The organism is Thiolapillus sp. (assembly GCF_048562965.1).
Classification (GTDB): domain Bacteria; phylum Pseudomonadota; class Gammaproteobacteria; order Chromatiales; family Chromatiaceae; genus Thiolapillus; species Thiolapillus brandeum_A.
In genome coordinates this window covers 1-2,077 of record NZ_JBHNMF010000551.1, presented here as the reverse complement: position 1 = coordinate 2,077, position 2,077 = coordinate 1, and the positions used below count along the sequence as shown (strand labels likewise).

The following is a 2,077-nucleotide window of genomic DNA, read 5'->3' as shown; positions in this document are numbered from 1 at the left end:
GGCCCGCGCCAAGGGCACCAGTGTTGATCTGGCGTACTGGAATCCGGCGGCGGCAAGGTGCGCCTGCTCAAGTGGAAAGAGTACACCACCGACTGGGACCTCGCCCAAGACGAGTGCACACCTGTGTGGGAAGCTCTGCACCATATGATCCGCCGCCTGAACGAAGACGGCGAATCCGCCGCCGGTGAACTGCTGGCTCGCATGCCGGAAAAAGGCGAACCTCTGCGCCAGCTCGCTTACCACCTCTACACCCTTTGTGAACGCAACCGCTGGGCCGAAGACGCCCGGGCGTATAATGAACTCATCGGCGTTTGGCATGCCATCGTGACCGCCTCCCACGAGGTGGGCCACAAGGGTGAATCGCTGGAACTGGATTTTTAGGAGAGGCTTATGCACATCGAATCCATCAAGCTGAAGAACTTCAAAAGTTTCAAAGACGCTCAGATGCTGGATATCCCAAGGTTCTGTGTGATTGTCGGGGCCAATGGGAGCGGTAAATCCACCTTGTTCAGTGTGTTCGAATTTTTAAAGGAGGCATTGACCAGTAACGTTCATACCGCCCTGATCAAGCTCGGGGGGAGTCGTGGATTTCATGAGGTTCGCACTCGGGGGGGGGAGGGAAATATCGAAATCGAACTCAAATTTCGCGAGTCGGACTCCTCGCCCTTGGTGACTTACTTTCTATCCATCGGGGAGCTGAATGACCGTCCATTCGTTGCACGGGAGATCCTCAAATATCGTAGGGGAAGCGGGGGGCAACCCTGGCATTTTCTGGATTTTTCCAAGGGTGAAGGAGAAGCGGTTACCAATGAAATAGAAAATGTAACCGATGTACGCCAGCTAAAGCGTGAGCATCAGAAACTTCGTTCTCCTGAGATATTGGCGGTAAAAGGGTTGGCGCAGTTCGAGCGCTTTCCAGCTGTCATGGCGCTTGGGAACCTGATTGAAAACTGGCATATCTCAGATTTCCATATCAGTCGCGCCAGGCCGGAACAGGAAGCCGGTTATGCAGAACACCTTTCCCGTGAGGGCGAAAACCTTTCTTTGGTTATCCAGTATTTGCATCAGCGCCACCCGGAGGTTTTCCAGAAAATCCTGGCGAAACTTTCGGAAAGGATACCGGGGATCACGAAGGTTGACGCAAAAACCACCGAGGAGGGCAGGGTGCTACTTCGCTTCCAGGATGGCGCCTTCGAGGATCCCTTCCTGGCCCGGTATGTTTCTGACGGAACCATCAAGATGCTTGCCTACCTGGTTCTGCTTTATAATCCAACCCCACACCCACTTCTTTGTGTAGAAGAGCCGGAGAACCAGCTTTACCCCATGCTTTTGTGGGAACTGGCGGAGGAGTTTCGGGCTTATGCCGAACGGGGTGGACAGGTGTTCGTGTCAACGCATTCACCTGATTTCCTGAATGCCGTCGAGATTGATGAGGTCTATTGGCTTGTCAAGGAAGAAGGATATACCTCGATAAAACGGGCTCGCGACAATAAACAACTCGCCGCTTTTATTTCCGAAGGTGATCAGATGGGGTATCTCTGGAAAGATGGCTTGTTCGAGGGAGCGGGGCCGCAATGACACAACTGGTTTTTTTCCTGGAGGAGCCGTCTGCCAGGGAAATGCTGAAAGGGCTCCTCCCGAGGCTGCTTCCCAATACTTACGAAATGGTCTATCTGGTATTTGAGGGCAAGCAGGACCTGGAGAAACGCTTGCCGAGGAAATTGCGGGCGTGGCAGCGAGCGGATGCCCGCTTTATCGTATTGCAGGACAAGGACAGCGCAGATTGCGTGGAACTCAAGCAGCGGCTGGCCCAGCTTTGCACACAGGCAGGAAGAGAAGATGCCTTGGTTCGTATCGCTTGTCACGAACTGGAGTCCTGGTATCTTGGTGATCTCACCGCCGTCGCTACCGCCATCGGCCCGGCCGGTCTTGCCAGGCAACAGGGTAGCCGGAAGTTTCGTGATCCTGATCGTCTGGCCAATCCATACCAGGAGTTGAAACGAATTGCTCCAGAATACCAGAAGGTGTCTGGGTCGCGCACAATTGGCCCCTACCTTTCAATCGAAAATAACCGATC

General features: G+C 54.0%; 3 protein-coding genes. All 3 read left to right on the top strand.

Translation table 11 applies throughout. The features are described 5' to 3' along the window. Nucleotides 1-123 precede the first annotated feature (123 nt). Nucleotides 124-381 (top strand): hypothetical protein, encoded by a 258-nt coding sequence (locus tag ACOCD2_RS17565; RefSeq protein WP_419591762.1) that lies wholly within the window; start codon nt 124-126, stop codon nt 379-381. A 9-nt stretch (nt 382-390) separates the two neighbouring features. Continuing rightward, entirely contained in the window at nt 391-1,578 is a 1,188-nt protein-coding gene (locus ACOCD2_RS17560; protein WP_419581857.1) for an AAA family ATPase, read from the top strand. A 41-nt stretch (nt 1,579-1,619) separates the two neighbouring features. Continuing rightward, on the top strand, nt 1,620-2,077 hold a 458-nt coding region (locus ACOCD2_RS17555), incomplete at its 3' end, for a DUF4276 family protein (protein WP_419625840.1).

Excerpts from the sequence above, each read along its gene's own strand:
- ACOCD2_RS17560 (WP_419581857.1), top strand. The coding sequence starts at position 391 with ATGCACATCGAATCCATCAAGCTGAAGAACTTCAAAAGTTTCAAAGAC.